The 19,834-nt window shown below is 64.5% G+C and carries 16 protein-coding genes; 8 read left to right on the plus strand and 8 right to left on the minus strand.

Annotation, left to right across the window (positions count from 1 at the left end; all coding sequences use genetic code 11):
* The first annotated feature begins 113 nt into the window (after positions 1-113).
* Positions 114-1,232, plus strand: a complete 1,119-nt coding sequence (gene hppD / locus HU230_RS35155; protein ID WP_176534254.1) for a 4-hydroxyphenylpyruvate dioxygenase — start codon at positions 114-116, stop codon at positions 1,230-1,232.
* Positions 1,233-1,405: 173 nt separating this feature from the next.
* Here hppD and HU230_RS35160 read toward each other — a convergent pair whose 3' ends face one another.
* The 5 genes from HU230_RS35160 to HU230_RS35180 all read right to left on the minus strand — a co-directional run bounded on the left by HU230_RS35160 (position 1,406) and on the right by HU230_RS35180 (position 6,966).
* Positions 1,406-2,518, minus strand: coding sequence for a CaiB/BaiF CoA transferase family protein (locus HU230_RS35160; protein ID WP_176534253.1), 1,113 nt, complete (start codon positions 2,516-2,518; stop codon positions 1,406-1,408).
* A 249-nt stretch (positions 2,519-2,767) separates the two neighbouring features.
* Positions 2,768-3,568, minus strand: coding sequence for an FAD binding domain-containing protein (locus tag HU230_RS35165; protein WP_176534252.1), 801 nt, complete (start codon positions 3,566-3,568; stop codon positions 2,768-2,770).
* Between the two features lie 13 nt (positions 3,569-3,581).
* On the minus strand, positions 3,582-5,921 hold the full coding sequence (locus HU230_RS35170; RefSeq protein WP_176534251.1) for a xanthine dehydrogenase family protein molybdopterin-binding subunit: 2,340 nt from the start codon (positions 5,919-5,921) through the stop codon (positions 3,582-3,584).
* 90 nt (positions 5,922-6,011) lie between these two features.
* Positions 6,012-6,497, minus strand: a complete 486-nt coding sequence (locus tag HU230_RS35175) for a (2Fe-2S)-binding protein (RefSeq protein ID WP_097675807.1) — start codon at positions 6,495-6,497, stop codon at positions 6,012-6,014.
* Positions 6,498-6,765: 268 nt separating this feature from the next.
* Positions 6,766-6,966 (minus strand): hypothetical protein, encoded by a 201-nt coding sequence (locus HU230_RS35180; protein WP_224943900.1) that lies wholly within the window; start codon positions 6,964-6,966, stop codon positions 6,766-6,768.
* Here HU230_RS35180 and HU230_RS35185 point away from each other — a divergent pair.
* The 4 genes from HU230_RS35185 (at position 6,950) to HU230_RS35200 (ending at position 11,526) form a co-directional block, all read left to right on the plus strand.
* Positions 6,950-8,617, plus strand: a complete 1,668-nt coding sequence (locus HU230_RS35185; protein ID WP_176534250.1) for a PQQ-dependent dehydrogenase, methanol/ethanol family — start codon at positions 6,950-6,952, stop codon at positions 8,615-8,617. The genes HU230_RS35180 and HU230_RS35185 overlap by 17 nt on opposite strands.
* A 26-nt stretch (positions 8,618-8,643) precedes the next feature.
* Positions 8,644-9,846: a c-type cytochrome gene (locus HU230_RS35190; RefSeq protein WP_338077480.1), complete on the plus strand. Its 1,203-nt coding sequence runs from the start codon at positions 8,644-8,646 to the stop codon at positions 9,844-9,846.
* A gap of 138 nt (positions 9,847-9,984) precedes the next feature.
* Positions 9,985-10,665: a response regulator gene (locus HU230_RS35195; RefSeq protein ID WP_176534248.1), complete on the plus strand. Its 681-nt coding sequence runs from the start codon at positions 9,985-9,987 to the stop codon at positions 10,663-10,665.
* An 81-nt stretch (positions 10,666-10,746) separates the two neighbouring features.
* Positions 10,747-11,526: a LuxR C-terminal-related transcriptional regulator gene (locus HU230_RS35200; RefSeq protein ID WP_224943903.1), complete on the plus strand. Its 780-nt coding sequence runs from the start codon at positions 10,747-10,749 to the stop codon at positions 11,524-11,526.
* 102 nt (positions 11,527-11,628) lie between these two features.
* Here HU230_RS35200 and HU230_RS35205 read toward each other — a convergent pair whose 3' ends face one another.
* Positions 11,629-13,002, minus strand: a complete 1,374-nt coding sequence (locus tag HU230_RS35205) for an ATP-binding response regulator (protein WP_176534247.1) — start codon at positions 13,000-13,002, stop codon at positions 11,629-11,631.
* Entirely contained in the window at positions 12,999-14,171 is a 1,173-nt protein-coding gene (locus HU230_RS35210; protein ID WP_176534246.1) for an FIST N-terminal domain-containing protein, read from the minus strand. Before HU230_RS35210 ends, HU230_RS35205 begins: the two co-directional genes overlap by 4 nt.
* 463 nt (positions 14,172-14,634) lie before the next feature.
* Between HU230_RS35210 and HU230_RS35215 the strand changes: the two genes are divergently transcribed.
* A complete protein-coding gene (locus tag HU230_RS35215; RefSeq protein ID WP_176534245.1) occupies positions 14,635-16,668 on the plus strand; it encodes a methyl-accepting chemotaxis protein in 2,034 nt (677 codons plus the stop codon).
* 152 nt (positions 16,669-16,820) lie between these two features.
* Here HU230_RS35215 and HU230_RS35220 read toward each other — a convergent pair whose 3' ends face one another.
* Positions 16,821-17,213 (minus strand): DUF3175 domain-containing protein, encoded by a 393-nt coding sequence (locus HU230_RS35220; RefSeq protein ID WP_176534244.1) that lies wholly within the window; start codon positions 17,211-17,213, stop codon positions 16,821-16,823.
* A gap of 184 nt (positions 17,214-17,397) precedes the next feature.
* Between HU230_RS35220 and HU230_RS35225 the strand changes: the two genes are divergently transcribed.
* A complete protein-coding gene (locus tag HU230_RS35225; RefSeq protein WP_420840817.1) occupies positions 17,398-18,888 on the plus strand; it encodes an MFS transporter in 1,491 nt (496 codons plus the stop codon).
* Between the two features lie 3 nt (positions 18,889-18,891).
* Positions 18,892-19,725, plus strand: a complete 834-nt coding sequence (gene otsB / locus HU230_RS35230; RefSeq protein WP_176534243.1) for a trehalose-phosphatase — start codon at positions 18,892-18,894, stop codon at positions 19,723-19,725.
* Positions 19,726-19,834 lie beyond the last annotated feature (109 nt).

Below are 19,834 nucleotides of genomic sequence, written 5' to 3' on the forward strand. Positions count from 1 at the left end.
TCCATTTCATGCACAGATCGTGCGCGATTATAGCAAATCAGGGGTCATTTTGCACGCACGTTGCGCAGCAGGTGACGGAAACTGATCTCCAGACAAATCAAGGAGTTACCGTCATGGGTCCGTTTCCGCACGATGCGCCGCCGGCCGAAATCAGCATCGAGAACCCGATGGGCACCGACGGTTTCGAGTTCGTCGAATATGCCCACCCCAGTCCCGGCGAGCTACACGCATTGTTCAAGCTGATGGGCTTTGTCGCGGTGGCCCGCCACAAGACCAAGACCATCACGGTCTATCGCCAGGGCGACATCAACTATCTCGTCAACGAAGAGCCGGGTACTCACGGCTGCAACTTCGTTGCCGCGCACGGCCCCTGTGCGCCGTCGATGGCGTTCCGCGTGGTCGACGCGAAGCACGCCTATGAGCGCGCGATCGCGCTCGGCGCGGAGCCGGCGGATGTGTCGTCCGCGGAGAAGACGCTCGATGTGCCTGCGATCAAGGGCATCGGCGGCAGCCTGCTGTATTTCGTCGACCGCTACGGCGCCAAGGGTTCGGCCTATGATGCCGAGTTCGAGTGGCTCGGAGAGAACAATCCGCGTCCCGCAGGCTCAGGCCTTTATTACATCGATCATCTCACCCATAACGTCCATCGCGGCCGCATGGATGTTTGGACCGGCTTCTATGCCAAGCTGTTCAACTTCCGCCAGATCCGCTTCTTCGACATTGAGGGCCGCGCGTCCGGCCTGTTCTCGCGCGCGCTGACCAGCCCGGACGGCAAGATCCGGATCCCGATCAACGAGGATGCCGGCGATTCCGGGCAGATCGAGGAATATCTCAACACCTATCAAGGCGAGGGCATCCAGCACATCGCCTGTGGCGCGAGCGACATCTATTCGACCGTCGAGACGCTGCGCGCGGACGGCCTGCCGTTCATGCCGTCGCCGCCCGACACCTATTTCGAGCGGATCGACGCCCGCCTGCCCAAACATGGCGAGGACCTCGCGCGGCTCAAGAGCAACGGCATCCTGATCGACGGCGAGGGCGTGGTCGCCGGCGGCCAGACCAAGGTGCTGCTGCAAATCTTCTCGGCGAATGCGATCGGGCCGATCTTCTTCGAATTCATCCAGCGCAAGGGCGACGACGGTTTCGGCGAAGGCAACTTCAAGGCGCTGTTCGAATCGATCGAGGAAGACCAGATCCGCCGCGGCGTGCTGAAGGTCGATCACGCGGCTTGAGTAGCGCAAGGGGAGTTCGCCGGCGCAAGGTCGAAGGTGTCGTCCCGGCGAAAGCCGGGACCCATACCGCGGAATCTATCGCGTGTGTCAGGTGATCGTCCCGCGGTAGGGGCGGGCGCAACAACTTCATTCAGTGGTTATGGGTCCGGGCTTTCGCCGGGACGACAGCGAGGCTATTTTCCCGCCTTCCACGCGTTCGTCACGTCACCGATGCTGGCCAGCTCCGGCTCGCGGATCGCCGACGGCGTGCGCGAGAAGCGCGGCGCGGGGGCGGGCTGGATGACGCCGTGGCGCTCGACGAACACCTGGCGGGCCGCCATGTGCGGATGCTTCGGGGCCTCTTCCATGGTCAGGATCGGCGCGAAGCAGATGTCGGTGCCTTCCATGATTGTGCACCAGTCGGCGCGCGACTTGCTCTTGAACACCTTGGTCAGCTTCTCCTTCAGCGCCGGCCAGGCCTTGCGGTCCATCTGGGCGTCGAAGTCGGCGTCGGTCAGGTCGGCATGCTTGCGCAACAGCGCATAGAACTGCGGTTCGATCGAGCCGATCGAGATGAAGTTGCCGCAGGAGCATTCGTAGACGCCGTAGAAATGCGCGCCGCCGTCCAGGAAGTTCTGGTCGCGGCCGCCGCTCCAGCGGCCCTGCGCGCGCATGTCGTAGAACATCGACATCAGCGAGGCCGCGCCGTCGCACATCGCGGTATCGACCACCTGGCCCTTGCCGGACTTCTGCGCTTCCAGGAGCGCTGCGAGCACGCCGACTACAAGGTAAAGCGCGCCGCCGCCGAAATCGCCGACCAGGTTGAGCGGCGGCACCGGCTTCTCCTTAGGTCCGATCGCAGCGAGTGCGCCGGTGATCGAGATGTAGTTGATGTCGTGGCCGGCGGCGTTCGCCAGCGGGCCTTCCTGGCCCCAGCCGGTCATGCGGCCGAAGACCAGCTTCGGATTGCGCGCGAGCACGACGTCGGGGCCGAGACCGAGACGCTCCATCACGCCGGGACGGAAGCCTTCAATCAGTGCATCGGCATGGCTGAGCAGGTCGAGCACTTCAGCAATCGCCGCCTTGTTCTTGAGGTCGAGCTCGATGACTTTGCGGCCACGGGTTGCCACCGCCTTCAAATTCTTGCCGGCGCCGACCCGATCGAGGGTGATGACCTCGGCGCCCATGTCGGCGAGCAGCATGCAGGCGAACGGGCCGGGGCCGATGCCGGCGAATTCGACGATGCGGAAGCCGGCGAGCGGGCCCGAAATGCGAGCGGCGGTTTGGGAGGCAGGTTTATCGAGCACGTTGTTATCCGTTCGTTGTGGGGCGTTAAGCGGCTGAGGTGTTTGCGGCTGGCTTGGTGCCGAATGTCATGCCTTCTCCCAGCCGTCCGTGGGACGGTATTTTTAATTAGCTGATTAGCTAAATTGTCTCGCCGAACGCGCGATGAGGCAAGCGTCTTTTGCCCCGACGTGCCGGTAAAACGAGGCGCCGGTAGAACGCGAACGGCGCGCATCGCTGCGCGCCGCCGCTCGACTTGTGTTTAGGCGCTATCAGCCGGCGGCAGTCACCGCCCGCTGTCCCATCACCTTCACCAGATTCGCGCGGTAGTCCGCCGAGCCGTGGATGTCGGCGAGCAGGCCGCTCGCCGCGATCGTGACGCTATCGAGCGCCGAGGCCGCCCAGTTCGCCTTCAGCGCCTGTTCGATCGGCCCCACCCGCATGACGCCGCTTTGCGATGCACCGGTCGCGGTGACGCGGACGTCACCCGACTTGGTCTTGGCGACAAACACGCCAGTCAGGGCGAAGCGCGAGGCCGGGTTCGGAAACTTGGCATAACCCGCCTTGGCCGGGATCGGGAACGTGACCTGCGTGATGATCTCGCCATCCTCAAGCGCCGTCGTGAACAGGCCCTTGAAGAAGTCATCCGCCGGGATCGAGCGCTTGTTGGTCTTGACCGTCGCGCCGAGCGCCAGCACCGCCGCCGGATAATCCGCCGCCGGGTCGTTGTTGGCGAGCGAGCCGCCGATCGTGCCGCGATAGCGCACGGCGGGATCGCCGATCATCGACGCCAGATTGGCGAGCGCCGGGATCGCCTTCCTGACCGCATCGCTTTGCGCCACATCGTAATGCGGCGTTGCGGCCTTGATGGTGACGGTGTCGCTCGAAACCTCGATGCCGATCATCTCCTGCACCTTGGAAAGGTCGATCACGTCGGACGGGGCGGCGAGACGCTGCTTCATCACGGGGAGCAGGGTTTGTCCGCCGGCAAGGAATTTTGATTCCGTGCCCTTGGCAAACGTGGCTGCGGCGTCGGCGACCGAGGAAGCGCGGTGATAATTTGTCTCGTACATGGCTCTTCCTCCCTCAACCGTGAATGGCGTGCCAGACGCGATCGGGCGTCGCCGGCATTTCCAGCTTGTTGTTGCCGATGGCGTCCGTGATCGCGTTGATCACGGCAGCAGAGGCGCCGATCGCGCCGGCTTCGCCGCAGCCCTTGACGCCGAGCGGGTTGCCCGGACACAGCGTCGTGGTGTGGGAGAGCTGGAACGACGGCAGGTCGTCGGCGCGCGGCATGGTGTAGTCCATGAACGACGCGGTCACGAGCTGACCGGTGTCGTCATAGACCGCGCCCTCGAGCAGCGCCTGGCCGATGCCCTGCGCAAGGCCGCCATGGACCTGGCCTTCGACAATCATCGGGTTGATCAGCCGGCCGAAATCGTCCGCCGCCACGAAGTCGACGAAGGTGGTCTTGCCGGTGCCTGGATCGACCTCGAGCTCGCAGATATAGGCGCCGGCGGGGAAGGTGAAGTTGGTCGGGTCGTAGAACGCCGTCTCCTTCAGGCCGGGCTCCATGCCGTCGGGCAGGTTGTGCGCGGTGTAGGCCGCGAGTGCGACCATCGGCAGCGCGATCGCCTTGTCGGTGCCGGTGACCTTGAACTCGCCGTTCTCGATCACGATGTCGCTCTCGGAAGCCTCGAGCGCATGCGCCGCGATCTTCTTGGCCTTGGCTTCCACCTTCTCCATCGCCTTCACGATCGCCGCACCGCCGACCGCGATCGAGCGCGAGCCGTAGGTGCCCATGCCGAACTGCACCTTGTCGGTGTCGCCGTGGACGATCGACACCTGGCTGATCGGCACGCCGAGCCGCTCCGCGATGATCTGGCAGAACGTCGTTTCGTGGCCCTGGCCGTGGCTGTGCGAGCCGGTGAGCACCTCGATGGTGCCGACCGGATTGACGCGGATTTCCGCTGATTCCCACAGGCCGACGCCGGCCCCTAAGCTGCCGACCGCCTTCGACGGCGCGATGCCGCAGGCCTCGATGTAGCAGGAGACGCCGATGCCGCGCAGCTTGCCACTGGCTTTCGCCTTGGCCTTGCGGGCCGGGAAGCCGGCATAGTCGATCGCCTTCATCGCGGCATCGATCGAGGCGTGGAAGTCGCCGACATCATACGCCATGATCACAGGCGTCTGATACGGGAACTGGTTGATGAAGTTCTTCTTGCGCAGCTCGGTCGGGTCGACCTTCAGCTGCCGCGCCGCGGTCTCCATCATCCGCTCGAGCAGATAGCTCGCCTCGGGACGGCCCGCGCCGCGATAGGCGTCGACCGGCGTGGTGTTGGTGTAGACGCCGATCACCTCGGCATAGATCGCCGGGATCACATACTGGCCCGACAGCAGAGTCGCGTAGAGATATGTCGGCACCGCCGAGGAGAATAGCGACATATAGGCGCCGAAATTGGCGTGGGTCTTCACCCGCAGGCCAATGATCTTGTTGTCCTTGTCGAACGCCATCTCCGCCTTCGACACGTGGTCGCGGCCATGCGCGTCGGTGAGGAAGGCTTCTGAGCGGTCACCGGTCCACTTCACTGGGCGGTTGACCTTCTTCGAGGCCCACAGCGCCACCATCTCTTCCGGATAGATGTAGATCTTGGAGCCGAAGCCGCCGCCGACGTCGGGTGCGATCACGCGCAGCTTGTGCTCGGGCGCGATGTTGTAGAACGCCGACAGCACGAGGCGGGCGACGTGCGGGTTCTGCGAGGTGGTGTAGAGCGTGTAGTGCTCTTCAGCCTGGTCATATTGTGCGATCGCCGCGCGCGGCTCCATCGCATTCGGCACCAGGCGGTTGTTGGTGAGCTCGAGCGTCACCACGTTGGCGGCCTTGCTGAAGGCGTCGCCGACCGCGGCTTCGTCGCCGATGTGCCAGTCATAGACGATGTTGCCGGGGGCTTCGGGATGCAGTTGCGGCGCGCCCGACTTGATCGCGGCCCTGACGTCGGCCACCGCTGGAAGTTCTTCGTAGTCGACGACGACGGCTTCCGCCGCGTCCTTGGCCAGGTTCTTGGTCTCGGCGATCACGACCGCGACGGCCTGTCCGACGAAGCGCACGGTCTCCGGCGCCATCGCCGGCCACGCGCCCATTTTCATCGGTGAGCCGTCCTTCGAGGTGATGGCCCAGCCGCAGATCAGATTGCCGACCTTGTCGTCGACGATCTGTTGTCCGGTCAGCACCGCGATCACGCCGGGCATCTTCATGGCCTCGGCGGAGTTGATGCCCTTGACCTTGGCATGTGCATGCGGGCTGCGGATGAAGTGAGCGTAGCTCATGCCCACCATTTTGACGTCGTCGACATAACGTCCCTGGCCGGTAATGAACCGGCGATCTTCCTTGCGCACGACGCGTGCGCCAATTCCTTCAACACCCATAGTCTAGTCCTCCCGACGGAGATTCGATTTGCCGCCGTTTCCATCGAGACCGGCGGTGATGAGCTTGATCGTGTGTACTGCGTGGGCCGGCTATTCGGCGGCCTGCGCGACCTTCATGCGGCCGGCTGCATCGAGCACCGCCTTGACGATGTTATGGTAGCCGGTGCAGCGGCAGATGTTGCCTTCGAGCTCGTGGCGAACCGTTTCCTCGTCGAGCTTGCCGCCATGGCGGTGCACGATATCGACCGCGGACATGATCATGCCGGGGGTGCAATAGCCGCACTGCAGGCCGTGATTGTCGCGGAACGCCGCCTGCATCGGGTGCAGCTCGTCGCCCTTGGCGAGGCCTTCGATCGTGGTGACGTTGGAGCCCGCGGCCTGGCCGGCCAGCATGGTGCAGGATTTGACCGCCCGCCCATCGACATGGACGACGCAGGCGCCGCACTGGCTGGTATCGCAGCCGACATGGGTGCCGGTGAGGTTGAGGTTTTCGCGCAAGAGATGCACGAGGAGGGTCCGGTCCTCGACGTCGACCGAAACCGCCCTGCCGTTTACCGTCAGTTTGACTGTAGACACGCGTTTCTCCCAATAGCTTCGTTATGGGCCCAGTAGACCACGCTTCATATGGGACGTAACCGCGATCAAAGTCGTAGGTGCGGCCCTGTCGTGAAGGCGCCGGGCTGTACTTTCGATCCTAGCAGGCAGCCGTTCAATGAGCAATTTGCAAGCTGCCGGGAGCACGCTCCGGCGCGATGAAATCACCCCGCAGTGCAAGCGGTTTTCCGCAGATCAATGGCGCCTGCGGCGCGTCAAAATCGCCGCCGCGAGTGCTACTACCTTCCGCCTATAACGGCGCAATAGCGTTGCTGTCATTTTCATCGCCGACGCAGCGACAGAAGATCGCTGGTTCATGAAATTGCGTATCGATCCGCGCGCGCGATGCATCCATCGCGGCAACGAAACCATATTGGAGGAAGCCAATGAAGCTGAGGAGCGGGATTTTCTTTGCCGGTGTGTCGCTGGTCGCCATGGTGATGGCAAGCATTGGCGCGTCGAAAGCGAATGATTCCGTCGTGAAGGCGGCGTCCGATCCGAACGGATGGGCAATCGCCGGCCACGACTACGGCAATACGCGCTTCAGCCCGCTGAAGCAGATCAATTCCGAGAATGCGGGCAAGCTGCAGCTGGTCTATTCGCTGTCGCTGGCCTCGCTGCGCTCCAACGAGTCGTCGCCGCTGGTGATCGGCAAGACGCTGTATGTGTCGACGTCGTGGGGGCCGAAATACGTCTATGCAGTCGATGCCGCGACCGGCGCGCGCAAATGGACCTGGCAGCCCGATATTCCCGATGATGTGCTGCAATATGCCTGCTGCGACGTCAATAATCGCGGCGTGTCCTATGCCGACGGCAAGCTCTTCGTCGGCCGGCTCGACGGCAAGCTGACCGCGCTCGATGCCGAGAGCGGCAAGGAGCTCTGGACCTCGACCGTCGTGGACTACAAGCAGGGCTCGGTCATCACCTCGCCGCCGCTCATCGTCCGCGACAAGGTGATCACCGGCTTCGGCGGCGGCGAATATGGCGTCCGCGGCTCGTTGCAGGCCTTCTCACTCAAGGACGGCAAGCTGCTCTGGCAGACCTACACGGTGCCGGCGCCGGGCGAACCCGGCAGCGACACCTGGAAGGGCGACACCGGACTGCATGGCGGCGGCGCCGCCTGGCTGGTCGGCTCCTACGATGCCAAGTCCGACACGGTCTACTGGGGTACCAGCAATCCGGGACCGTGGAATACCGGCGTGCGCTCCACCGGCGACGGCAATTTCGGCAAGCTGACCAACCTCTACACGGCCTCGACGCTGGCGATCGATCCCAACACCGGCAAGATCAAGTGGCACATCCAGGGCACGCCGGCCGACGCCTGGGATTATGACGGCGTCAACGAGCTCTTGCTCGCCGACCTCAAGATCAAGGGCGCCGAGACGCCGGTCCTGATGAAGGCGGATCGTAACGGCTTTTTCTTCGTGGCCAACCGCGAGACCGGCAAGATGATCTCGGCCGAGAAATACGTCTTCGCCAACTGGGCCAAGAAGTGGGACATCAACACGATGCGGGCGGAAGAGGATCCGGACAAGCGTCCCGGCCCCGGCCATCCCGCCAAGGACATCTGCCCGAACCTGATCGGCGGCAAGAACTGGCAGCCGATGTCGTTCAACCCGCAGACCGGCCTCGTCTACATCCCGAGCAACAATGTGTGCATGGACTGGTCGGTCTCTGACGTGAACTACAAGCGCGGCGTGTTCTATCTCGGCGCCGAATTCCCCACCAAGCCGGGCCCCGGCGGCTTCCTCGGCGAACTCGTGGCCTGGGATCCGATCGCCAATAAGAAGGTGTGGAGCATCAAGGAAGACCTGCCCTTCAACGGCGGTACGCTGACGACCGGCGGCAATCTGGTGTTCTCCGGCAACCTGCATGGCGACTTCCGCGCCATCGATGCCAAGAACGGCAAGGTGCTGTGGAGCAAGAACCTCGGCAGCGGCATCGGCGCCGGTCCCGTGACCTATTCGGTCGACGGCAAGCAGTATGTCGCGATCGTGGTCGGACGCACCGCGGCGCTGCCGGCCTTCCTCGGTGACATCGGCAAGAAGATGGTCGCCGCGGCGCCGGAAGGCGGCTCGCTGTTCGTGTTCGCCCTGCAATAACGATCGTCAAGGAGGCAGCATTGTCCGTGTCCTGCATCGCCCGAAACGAACTGCGCACCCCCTCGCGCAACACGCGGTTGGAACATGCAATCCGGACCGTGCTGCTCTCCGCCCTGCTTATGGTGCCGGCCCTGGCGGCCGGCGCCGACGAGACAAAGCCGCCGCTGCGGCTCTGCGCCGACCCGACCAACCTGCCGTTCTCGAGCGACGACCCGGGCAAGCCCGGCCTCTATCTCGAGATCGGCCAGGCGGTGGCGCAAAAGCTCGGCCGCACGGTGAGCACCAACTGGTACAAGTCCTATTTCGGCAAGCGCACCGTGCGGGAGACGCTGCTCAGCAAGCAGTGCGACGCCATGATCGGCCTGCCGCTGGTCGACGATTTCATGGGCCCGGCTGTGATCTTCTCGAAGCCGATCGCCCATGAAGGCTATGCGCTGGTCGGCGCCAGGGATCGCAAACTGGCCGGCATCGACGACCTCAAGGGATTGCGGGTTGCGGTGCAGTATCAGTCGACGCCGCAAAATCTATTGGCGCTGCGTGACGACATCGAGAAGGTCACCGTGCTCAGCCCGGCGGAGGGCATGGCGGCCCTCGAACAGGGCAAAGTCGATATCGCCTTCATCTGGGCGCCGGTGGCGGGGTGGCTCAACAAGACCACTTATGGCGACAAGTACCAGATCGTGTCGGCCGAGGGCGACGGCCTGCTCTGGGCGACCGCGATCGGCTTCGCCAAGGCGTCCGGCGCGCTGCGCGATGAGGTCGACGGGGTGCTGCCGTCGCTGCAGCCGGAGATTTCCGCCCTGTTTGCCAAATACGGCGTGCCGAACGGCGCTCCGGTGAAGTTCGGCGAGGCAAACCGGGCGACGACGTCGTCTGCCGGAGCCAGCGAACCGGTCACGGTCGGGCAGGCGGCTTCGGCGGAGAAACCGGTCCAGACCGCTGCGACCGCCGGAGATGCCAAGGGAGACGCCACGGCGGGGCGGGAGGTCTTCAACGGCACCTGCGCCCATTGCCACGGTCCGGACGCGGTGCAGGCCGAGCGAAAGATCGATCTCAGGTTGCTCAAGAAGCGCTATGCTGATGACATGGAATCGACCTTCTGGAAGACGGTCCATGACGGGCGGCCAGCCAAGGGCATGCCGGCCTGGAAGGACGTCTTCAGCGACGACGAGCTCAGAAACGTATATGCCTATCTGCAGAGTGTGCAGGATACCGGCGGGTCGAACTAGCTGCCGCGATCCGCAATAGAAGCGTTTCCGAGCGAAGTGGATACCGGTTCGCGTGAAGAAAACGCATCAGAACATGAATCGAGAGCCCCGTTCCGATTCAATCGGAACGGAAACGGCTCGAGCAGTGCGAGGTTCCTCATGATGGGGTTCCTGATCATCGACGATCACCCCCTGTTTGGGGAGGCGCTTGGCAACGCCATCCGCATCTCGCATCCCGATGCCCGGATTTATGAGGCCACCTCGATCAAGGGGGCCCTTGGCATCCTCGCCAGCGAGCCGAATATCGACCTCGCGCTGCTCGATCTGCTGCTGCCCGACGTGGTCGGCTTCTCCGGCTTTCAGAAGATCAGGGATCGCTATCCGCGGCTGCCAATCGCCATCGTCTCGAGCGAGGAGGACAAGCACACCATCCGCGAGGCGCTGGAAATGGGTGCGGTCGGCTATCTGCCCAAATCGACCTCGCTCGGCGAGCTCTCGCAGGCGATCGCGCGCGTGCTGAGCGGATCGGTCTCGGCGCCGCGGGACTTCGTCGCGGTCGGCGCGCTGGAACAGTCCGAGACGGCGCGGACGCTGCGCGAGCGGATCCAGAAGCTGACGCCGCAGCAAATCCGCGTGCTTCACTTGATCATCCGCGGCCTGCAGAACCGCGAAATCGCCGCCGAGCTCAAGCTCGCGGAATCCACCGTGAAGGCGCATGTCACCGAGATCCTGCGCAAGCTGAAGCTGTTCAGCCGCAACAAGGCGATCATCGAGCTCGGCAAGATTCCGCTTCCCGTCCTTGAAGCCAGCTCGGGTGCGAAGGCAGAGAAGGCGCCCTAGGTTTGCTGCGCTGCAAGGCGAACGCATCCGGGGTGCTACCTATAGGCTGCCGCCCGGCTTTGAGATAACGTCGTCCGAACAATGGCTGTCATCAGCGATCCGAGGGAGGACGGCGCAGCATTGACCACGACCGCGCCCCTGGCGGACGAGCCGCCGCTCGATAAGGCGGGTGCGCCTCGACTGCTGATCGTCGAGGACCACCCGCTGTTCCGTGCCGCCCTGATCGGCGTGATCGGGGCCGAGTTTCCCGACGCCGAGGTGCTGCAAGCGACCTCGATCGATGGCGCGCTCGACGTGATCGTCGCGCGCGACGGCCTCGATCTGATCCTGCTCGATCTGTCGATGCCGGGAACCACGGGCCTGCTCGGAGCCTACCGGGTGCGGGCCGCGGCGCCGCGTAGCGCGCTCGTGATCGTGTCGGCGCATGACGATTCCCGGATCATCGGCAGCGCGATCGCGCTCGGCATTTCCGGATTCATTCCGAAGTCGACGGCGAAGGTCGAGCTGGCGCGCCTGCTGCGCGGCATTCTCGAAGGCGAGGTGTGCCTGCCGACGCGTTTCCGCGATTCGGCTGCCGCACGGAAGGGCCAGGCCGACACCAAGCAACTGGTGCAGCAGCTCGGCCAGTTCACCGCGCAGCAGCTTCGCGTGCTCGACATGATCTGCCGCGGGCTGCAGAACAAGCACATCGCCTATCAGCTCGATATCTCGGTCACCACCGTGAAGGTGCACGTCTCCGAGATCCTGCGGAAGCTCGGCGTGCGCAGCCGGACCGAGGCCATCATCGCGCTGTCGAAACTGGATTTCGGCAAGCACGATCATGCGCCGGTGACGGTCTCGCCGCCGTCGCATGGCGACTAGAGCCTTTCCCGTTCCGATGGAATCGGAACGGGGCTCCAGGTTCTTGTCTTGACGCGTTTTCTTCACGCGAACCGGTATCCACTTCGCTCGAAAGCGCTCTGATCATAGCCGCGCGCTCGACTGCTCCGCCGCCAGCAGGAACGACAGCAGCGAGCGCATCTCGGCGGGCTTGATCGGCTTCTTCAGCAATTCGTGGCCGAAGGCCGAGACGTCGGAGGCGGCCTTGGCCGAGTAGTCGGCGGTCACGATGATCGCCGGAACCTTGGCGTTGATCTCGCCGCGGATCACGTCGACGGCCTGGATGCCGGTCTCGCCATTGTCGAGGTGCAGGTCGGCGATGATGGCGTCGGGGATGCCGTCCAGTGCGTGGATGCGCTCGAGCGCCTCGGTCTTGGAGATCGTCACGGCGACGTCGCAGCCCCATTTCTCCAGCAGATGGGCGAGGCCCTCGGCGCTCGAGAGGTCGTTCTCGATCAGCAGGATCTTCGCGCCCTCCATGCCGCCATAGCGATAGTCGACGCTGGCCTGCTCGCGCACGGGGATCGCAACCGGATCGAGGGTGCGCGGCACGGTGACCGAGAACAGCGAGCCCTTGCCGGCGCGTGAACTCAGCCTGATGTCATGACCGAGCAGGTCGGCAAACCGGCGCACGATCGAAAGGCCAAGCCCGATGCCGGCCTTGTCGCTTGCGCCGGCGTCCCCGCGCTGAAACTCGACGAAGATGGCTTCGCGCTGGGCTTCCGGGATGCCCGGCCCGGTGTCATGCACCTCGATGCAGATGTCGTCGCCCTTGAGGCGGCATCCCATCAGCACCGTGCCGCGCTGGGTGTAGCGCAGCGCGTTGGCCACGAGGTTTTGCAGGATCCGGCGCAGCATCAGCGGGTCGGAGCGAACCACCGCGGACGACGGCATGATCTTGAAGCCGAGGTTGCGCTTGGCGGCGGTCGCCACAAATTCCTGCTCCAGCGGCTCGAACAGCGAGGCGATTGCGACTGGACCGAATTCGGGCCTGAGCACGCCGGCGTCGAGCTTCGAGATGTCGAGCAGCGTGCGCAGCATGTCCTCGAGCGTCGCCAGCGAACGGTCGATCTGGTCGGTCAGCGCGACGCTCTTGGGCTCGCTGGCCATCTCGGTCAGTGCGGACAGCGTCAGCCGCGCTGCATTGAGCGGCTGCAACAGGTCGTGCGTCACCGAAACCAGCACCGATGATTTCAGCGAGCTTGCCGCCTCGGCCTGCTGCTTGGCCTGCAGCAGGCGTCCGTTGGTCTTTTCCAGCGATTGCAGCGCCTGCTTGAGCTGCTGGGTGCGGTCACGCACCTGCTGGTCCAGCGCGATGGCCGTCTCGAACAGCGAGAAGGCATTGAGCTGCTGGTCGGTCGAACGTTCGACGCGCGACATCAGCGCCGCGTTGATCTTGCGCAGCTTCTCGGCTTCGCGTTCAAGGGCCGCAATGCGCGTGGTCGTGCTGTCGGTCATTGCGGGGCGACAGCCCGCTTGCCGATGGCGATGCCGGTCAGCGTCTGGTTGACATGCATGGAGCGATACTGCTCGCCATAGGTCTGAAAGCCAATCACTTTGTTGCGGCGATAGAGCTCCGACATCTCCCGCGACAGCTGGCGTTGCTCGACGTCGAGCCGGCGCAGCACGCATTCGAAGCCGATGAACATCGAGACCTCGCCGAGATCCTCGGTCAGCTCCTGGAGCAGGCGGCTCGTCACGTCGATCGGATCACGTTCGCGCGCCACCGTCAGCACCATGCCCTCGTCGATGGCGCAGAAGAATTGGAGCGACCCGTCCGGATTGGTGCGCTGGATCGACCGCGCGTAATAGGCGCCGCCGACGCGCACCAGGACCGGATGCGCGGCGAACGAGAACAGTTCGAGCTTGCTGTCGCTGAGGCCGACGGCACGGGAATATTCCAGCGCGGCGGGCTCCGCATTCAATTCCTTGACGATACGGTGCTCGATGTCGGCCTCGGTCACCACCATCTTGGTCGAGGTCGGCTCGAAATGGTCGCATTTGAAGGTGCGGAACGGCAGCCGCGTCCGGATCAGGATCAGGACGGCAGCGTCGGTAAAGGCTTCGCCGCCGTAGAAGATCCACGACTTCTCGAAGCGCAGGCCGTCGCCGGCGGAGCCGCCGACCACCGGAATGTCGCCGAGCGACGCGTAGATCGCCGACATGATGGTTTCCTCGCGCTGGCACATGCCGTCGATGAAGAGCAGCCCGAAGGAATCGTCGGTGTGATCGCAATGCTCGGTGCGTTGCGCGAATTCGTTCTGCAACTCGGTGCACATCGAGCGGCCGTGATCGACCCGGAACGTCGCGAGATCGAACAGCGGCCGGGCCGCGATGACGAAATCGGCGGCGTTGAAGCCCATCGCGACGACGCTGTCCTCATCCCAGCCGCCGGGCGACAATTCGCCCGCCGTGGTGCAGCCGAAGATCGGAACGTCGGGCATCTGCCTCGACAGTTCGGCAATGAATTCCTTCGGGTCATAGAACGGCGACACGAACACCACGAGCATGGCGAGATCAGCCGCCGCCAACTGGCGCGCGATCTCGTCGGCGGCTTCCTGCGGCCCGTTGGTCTTTGCCTGCACCACGACAATACTGTCGGTGGCGCTGCCGTTCTGCTTCGCCAAAGGCGTTCTCCCTGACCAGAATTTTTTGCTTTTCTTGGCGCGGCCGGTTGAAGCCGCGCGGGCCGTAAGGGCATCCGGGCCAAGCCGCGATGGTTCGCGGTCCGCCCTGTCTTTATACTCTAGGTCGTGAGGGGGATGTCATGGGCCGCGCGGCTTCGCCGGCAGCTACGCTCGCCGCAAGCGCCAGCGGCGCCGACCGACGCGATGACATGGGACACCTCCCGATGTGTTCTCCTGGCCCGGGCAGGGACAGGTTTGATCGGTTCTAAACTATCGGGCCGGACCCGCGCGTCAATCACCTTGCCCACCCCCCTGGGCAGACCAAGGTAGTACCGGGCCGATACGGGCGCGGCGCTGCCCATTTACCGGGCCTTATTGATTCTGCCTTAGTTTTGCCCTCCGGGGGCTGGGGCGGGTTGCTGCCGGACCCCGCGTGGTTTTCAGAATGAAGACGGGGGTTGGAATGCCGGGACTCAAGCGATCGCTGTCGATCAGATTCCCAACCCTCAGATTTCAAGCCAAGATCATGCTCGGCTTTGCCGTCACGCTGGCGCTGTCGGCGGCCACCATGGGCTTTGCCTATATGGGCTTCGAGCGGGTCTCCGCCGGTGTCGGCTCCTACCGCCAGAGTGTCGCGGAAGCCGACCTCGCCCGCAACATCGATCGCGAATTGATCTCCTACCGTTCGCTGGCGCGCTACTACGTCGCCACCGGCAAGGAGGACGACGCCAAGGCCGGGCTCGCCGCCGAGGCCAGCCTGAAGGACGCCATCGTTGCGTCGATGAAGGGCACCAGCAATCCGGCCCGCCTCGAGCAGGTCACCAAGCTGGAGCGCGAATTCCGCACCTTCACGAAGATTTTTGCCGAGATCGTCCGCATCAAGGACGAGAGCGCGCAGACCGCGCAGAACAGGCTGGTCCGCAGTGCGACCTCGATGCGCTACAAGCTCGACGATCTGCCGAGCAATGCCGACGATTCCGAGCTGCAATCGATCCAGTTCGGCGCCAAGAAGGTCGCCGACCAGCTGCAGTCGATCACCGGCGCCGTCAACACGTTCGTCGTCAACGGCGACAAGACGGTCGCCTCCAGCGCGCTCGCCCGGCTGAAATTCGCCGACAATCTCGTGAAGGGGGTCACCTCGAAGAACGAGCGGATCGCCCAGGGCGTGAAGGACATTACCGCCCTGCTTGAAGAGTACCGCGAGGCGCTGGCCAAGCTGATCGCGAATGCGAAGTCGATCGACGAATTGACCGTCGAGATGACGGAATCCGCGGCCGCCATCAGCCAGGGTGCGGCGGCGATGAAGTCCGACCTGCTCGCCGACCAGAAGCGGCTCGAGAACGAATCGCATTCCATGATCGGCGAAACCGAGCAGCTGATCCTGATGCTTGCCGCGGGCAGCTTCGTGCTCGGGCTGGTGTGGGCATTCCTGCTCGGCAAGGGCATTTCGCGCCCGATCGCGGCGATGTGTGCGGCGATGCGTGAGCTGGCAGCCGGCAATTTCGACGTGGTGCTGCCGGGCCTCGGCCGGCGCGACGAGCTCGGCGAGATGGCCGGCGCCGTGGAGGAGTTCAAGGTCCAGGCGGTCGCCAAGGCCGAGCGCGATGCCGCGACCCAGGAAGCGCAGAACAAGGCGAGCGCGGCCGCTCGGCGCACCGAGTTGATTCGCTTCGCCGACGAATTCGAATCCGCCGTCGGCTCGATCGTCTCCAATGTGTCGGCTTCCGCCGTGCAGCTCGAATCCGCGGCAGGCACGCTGACCCGCACTGCCGAGACCACGCAGAACCTGTCGAGCCAGGTCGCAGGCGCCTCCGAGGAAGCCTCCAGCAACATGCAGTCGGTTGCTTCCGCGACCGAGGAGCTGTCGGCGTCGGTCGACGAGATCGGCCGCCGCGCCAAGGAATCCAGCCAGATCGCCGATTCCGCCGTGCGTCAGGCCGAGCAGACTGACGCCCGGATCGGCAAGCTCTCGCGCGCCGCGCAGGAGATCGGCGACGTGGTCAAGCTGATCACGGCGATCGCCGAGCAGACCAATCTCTTGGCGCTGAACGCCACCATCGAGGCTGCGCGCGCCGGCGATGCGGGCCGCGGCTTCGCGGTGGTCGCCGCCGAGGTGAAGTCGCTGGCGAGCCAGACCGCGAGAGCCACCGACGAGATCTCGACCCACATCTCAGGCATGCAGGCAGCGACGCAGGAATCGGTTGCCGCGATCAAGGAGATCGGCGGCACGATCGGGCAGATCTCCGGGATCGCGACCAACATCGCGAGCTCGGTCGAGCAGCAGAGCGCGGCAACGCAGGAGATCGCGCGCAGCGTGCAGAACGTCGCGCAAGGCACCCAGGAAGCCGCTTCCAGCGTTACCCAGGTCAACCGCGGCGCCACCGAGACCGGAGTCGCTTCCGAAGAGGTGCTGAACTCGGCCCGCTCGCTGTCGGTCGAGAGTTCGCGGCTGCGCGAGGAGCTTGACCGCTTCATGGCGAACATCCGCGCGGCGTAGACCCACAAGTGCCGTCCCGGCGCCGGCCGGGGCCCATAACCACCAGCGTTCGTTGGCGTGCGGATAACTCGCCGCTTGCCCTTTCCGATGGCCGCGGCGTATGAGTCCCAGCCTGCGCCGGGACGACGCCGTTAGTCGACGAGACGGCGGGGCTAATCCCGTCCGAACTGGTGCTTCAATTCGACCTTGGCGCGCTCCAGCCGTGAGCGCTCGGTCTTGGGCAGCGTCTTGCCGGCGCGGTTGATATAGAAGGTGAGCATCGACAACGCGGAACGATAGGCGCCGCTCTTGCGGCGCGTGCTTTGCTCGGCGGATGTTTTCAGCGATGATGCAATCTTCTTCGCGCTCGTCTGTTTGAACACGCCGCGCTTGAGGTCGAGCGCATCGCTCTCCCTCGTGACCCGCTGCGACCAGCGCTTCGTCGTCGTCTTGCTCGCTCCGCGCTTGCGGCGTGCCATGCTGGCGGATCGTGCGGCCGATCTCCTTGCTGGTTTTCCCGTTGATTTTCTTGCCGTCTTGCGCGTGGTTTTCTTGTGTGCGGCCATCAATGCCTCCGTGGCTGTCGAGCCGAAAACCGTCCGCCGCAATCGTGGTTCCTATGCCGCATTGCGGGAACCCTTGCCCGACTGCGGCGTTGACATCGCGTGGCGGGCACTCCGTTTGCCGCAATCCTGGGAAAGAGAGCCTTGGAACACACCGTTCCGGGGTCTTTCTCGTTGGTCGATTCTGATGACGCTGCAGCGGACACAGTTGAGCTCTGCGACCACGCACGAGGCGGCTGCTCCAGTCGCGCCAAATGACGACCGCATCATCGAGACCTCGATCCCGGTTCGGCTCGACAATCTCAGCTGGAGCGGCTTCCACACCCGCGTCGTGCTGGCGCTCGGCATCACCTGGATTCTCGACGGGCTCGAAGTGACGCTCGCCGGTGCGCTGTCGGGCGCGCTGAAGGAGAGCCCGACGATGAGCTTTTCCAACGCCGATGTCGGGCTCGCCAGCAGCGCCTATCTCGCCGGCGCCGTGCTTGGCGCGCTCGGTTTCGGCTGGCTCACCGACCGGATCGGCCGCAAGAAGCTGTTCTTCATCACGCTCGCGCTCTATCTCTCGGCGACGGCCGCGACCGCGCTGTCGTGGAATGTCGCGAGCTACGCGCTGTTTCGCTTCCTCACCGGCGCCGGCATCGGCGGCGAATACACCGCGATCAATTCGACCATCCAGGAGCTGGTGCCGGCGCGCTATCGCGGCTGGACCGATCTTGTCATCAACGGCAGCTTCTGGATCGGCGCCGCGATCGGTGCGGTGAGCGCGATCGTCCTGCTCGATCCTGCGTTGCTTGCGCCGGATCACGGCTGGCGGATCGCCTATTTCACCGGCGCGGTGCTCGGCCTCGTCGTGCTGTTGATGCGGATGTGGATTCCGGAAAGCCCGCGCTGGCTGATGATCCATGGACGCCCCGAAGAAGCCCACAAGATCGTTGCCGATATCGAGACCTCCGTGCTCGGTCACGAACAGCCGAGCGAGAGCTTCGAGAAGATCAAACTGCGAATGCGCCATCATACGCCGCTGCGCGAGGTCGCGGTGACCTTGTTCTCCACCTACCGGCAGCGCTCGCTGGTCGGGCTCGCGCTGATGGCCGCGCAGGCATTCTTCTACAACGCGATCTTCTTCACCTTCGCGCTGATCCTGACCGATTTCTTCGGCATCGCCGCCAGCATTGTCGGTTGGTACATCCTGCCGTTCGCCGCCGGCAACTTCCTCGGGCCGCTGCTGCTCGGCCGCCTGTTCGACACGCTGGGCCGCCGCACCATGATCGCGTTGACCTATGGCGTCTCGGGCGTGCTGCTGGCGCTGTCCGGCTATCTGTTCTCGATCGGCGCGCTCAGCGCGCAGACCCAGACCATCGCCTGGATGGTGATCTTCTTCTTCGCCTCGCCGGCGGCGAGCGCCGCCTACCTCACCGTCAGCGAGACGTTTCCGTTGGAGGTCCGCGCGCTTGCGATCGCGGTCTTCTATGCTGTCGGCACCGGCATCGGCGGCGTGATTGGACCGGCGTTGTTCGGCGTGCTGATCGACACCGGATCGCGCAACAGCGTTTTCGCCGGCTACCTTCTGGGGTCGGCACTCATGATGATCGCCGCAGCCGTTGCATGGCGCTATGCCATCGCGGCCGAGCGAAAATCGCTCGAATCTGTCGCGCGACCGTTGGCATTTGTGGAGTAGACTATGACGAAGCATGAATTGGCCGAAATGCCCCTGGATGATGACATCGCCCCCAATGCTACGACCGGCAGCATGCCGGCGCCGGCATCGCTGATTCCGCCGCTGGATCGCACCGCGGTGCTGCTCGACATCGACGGCACGTTGCTCGATTTCGCACCGACGCCGCGCGAGGTCTGGGTGCCGCCGGAACTCGCGACCACGCTGAAGCAATTGCATGATCGCACCAACGGCGCGCTGGCGCTGGTCAGCGGCCGTTCGCTCAACGACATCGACCTGATCTTCGCGCCGGAGCAGTTTCCCGCGGTCGGCGGCCATGGCGCCGAGATGCGGCTGCAGCCGGACAGCGAGGCGGTCGCGGCGCACGCGCCGCCGCTGGACAAGGAATTGAAGCGCCGCCTCGCCGCGATCGCCAAGCTCAGCCCCGGCATTCTGCTCGAGGACAAGGGCTATTCCCTGGCGCTGCACTATCGGCTGGCGCCGCAGGCGGAGAGGGCGATCTATGAGGCGGTGTCGCTGATCCGCGCCGAGCTGCCGAATGCGCCGATCGAGGTGCTGCCGGGCAAGAGCGTCTGCGAGATCAAGCATTCCGGCTTCACCAAGGCAACCGGCGTGCGCGAGCTGATGACGCATGAGCCCTTCAAGGGACGCCGCCCGTTCTTCATTGGCGACGACGTCACCGACGAGACCGTGTTCGCGATCATGCCGGGTTTCAACGGTCTCGCGTTCTCCGTCGGCCGCCGCGCCACCGGCGTCGCCGGACATTTCGACGGGCCGAGCGATGTGCGCGAGTTTCTCGCGCAACTGCTCGACGACGATAGGGACGGCAGCCTGTCCTAACGAGTCAGATTCATCGCGACCGATTCGAATGCGGTGCTTTTGCGTCGTGTGAGCGATCTCGCATGAATTTTTCTTTTCGCGAGTTCCCGCGAGTTCCTTCGCGCTCCGC

The sequence above is a fragment of the Bradyrhizobium quebecense genome, assembly GCF_013373795.3.
Lineage (GTDB): Bacteria > Pseudomonadota > Alphaproteobacteria > Rhizobiales > Xanthobacteraceae > Bradyrhizobium > Bradyrhizobium quebecense.

Coding starts and splice junctions, on each gene's coding strand:
- hppD (WP_176534254.1), top strand. CDS start 114: ATGGGTCCGTTTCCGCACGATGCGCCGCCGGCCGAAATCAGCATCGAG.
- HU230_RS35165 (WP_176534252.1), bottom strand. CDS start 3,568: ATGTACGAGACAAATTATCACCGCGCTTCCTCGGTCGCCGACGCCGCA.
- HU230_RS35170 (WP_176534251.1), bottom strand. CDS start 5,921: ATGGGTGTTGAAGGAATTGGCGCACGCGTCGTGCGCAAGGAAGATCGC.
- HU230_RS35185 (WP_176534250.1), top strand. CDS start 6,950: ATGGTGATGGCAAGCATTGGCGCGTCGAAAGCGAATGATTCCGTCGTG.
- HU230_RS35180 (WP_224943900.1), bottom strand. CDS start 6,966: ATGCTTGCCATCACCATGGCGACCAGCGACACACCGGCAAAGAAAATC.
- HU230_RS35195 (WP_176534248.1), top strand. CDS start 9,985: ATGATGGGGTTCCTGATCATCGACGATCACCCCCTGTTTGGGGAGGCG.
- HU230_RS35200 (WP_224943903.1), top strand. CDS start 10,747: ATGGCTGTCATCAGCGATCCGAGGGAGGACGGCGCAGCATTGACCACG.
- HU230_RS35205 (WP_176534247.1), bottom strand. CDS start 13,002: ATGACCGACAGCACGACCACGCGCATTGCGGCCCTTGAACGCGAAGCC.
- HU230_RS35215 (WP_176534245.1), top strand. CDS start 14,635: ATGCCGGGACTCAAGCGATCGCTGTCGATCAGATTCCCAACCCTCAGA.
- HU230_RS35220 (WP_176534244.1), bottom strand. CDS start 17,213: ATGGCCGCACACAAGAAAACCACGCGCAAGACGGCAAGAAAATCAACG.
- HU230_RS35225 (WP_420840817.1), top strand. CDS start 17,398: ATGACGCTGCAGCGGACACAGTTGAGCTCTGCGACCACGCACGAGGCG.
- otsB (WP_176534243.1), top strand. CDS start 18,892: ATGACGAAGCATGAATTGGCCGAAATGCCCCTGGATGATGACATCGCC.